This window comes from Aequorivita sp. CIP111184, from assembly GCF_900489465.1.
GTDB lineage: Bacteria > Bacteroidota > Bacteroidia > Flavobacteriales > Flavobacteriaceae > Aequorivita.
This window is the reverse complement of record NZ_UEFQ01000022.1, coordinates 1-672: the sequence shown is the minus strand read 5'-3', so window position 1 is coordinate 672 and position 672 is coordinate 1. Positions and strand designations below refer to the sequence as shown.

Genomic DNA, 672 nt, shown 5'->3' with positions numbered 1-672 from the left:
TGAGTTTGATTCAAAAATTTGGTATGCCCGAAGCATACCTCTTTATTATTACTTTTCTCGTATTCTTTATTTCCAATATGTCAATGAACTGTCTGGATCTTCATTATTCCCAGGCCCGGATAACGGGCAGCTAATGGGAACAACAATTGTTGTCCTTGGTGGAGAATATCGGAGTCGAACCGATGACCTCCTGCGTGCAAGGCAGGCGCTCTAGCCAGCTGAGCTAATCCCCCATTTTTAGTTATGAGTTATTAGTTATGAGTTATGGATACCTAAACCCGCAACAAACCCAACTTCTAAAATTTCCTTCAGTATGTGTTAATGAACTTTTTTAAATCAAAAATCGACAATCGTTAATCCTTAATCTAAAATTATGTAGTCCCAGGCAGACTCGAACTGCCGACCTCTACATTATCAGTGTAGCGCTCTAACCAGCTGAGCTATGGGACTTTAAAAAAAGTCTCCAATGTTCAGTATTCAGTTATCAGTTTTGATGTGCTGACACTGTACCTGTTGACTATAATATTATAAAATTGACAGCTAAACCAAGCAAAACTTCTTTAATCTTCATAGTAAGAGTCTCTCTTGTTGAATTTTCGGTCGTCTTTCTCTAGAAAGGAGGTGTTCCAGCCGCACCTTCCGGTACGGCTACCTTGTTACGACTTAGCCCCA

2 tRNA genes and 1 rRNA gene are annotated in these 672 nt (G+C 40.0%); all 3 read right to left on the bottom strand.

From position 1 onward, the window contains the following. Nucleotides 1-156: 156 nt before the first annotated feature. Nucleotides 157-233: transfer RNA gene (locus tag AEQU1_RS09315), tRNA-Ala, on the bottom strand. Nucleotides 234-376: 143 nt separating this feature from the next. After that, nucleotides 377-450: transfer RNA gene (locus AEQU1_RS09310), tRNA-Ile, on the bottom strand. 164 nt (nt 451-614) lie between these two features. After that, a 16S ribosomal RNA gene (locus AEQU1_RS09305) occupies nt 615-672 on the bottom strand; the annotation flags it as partial.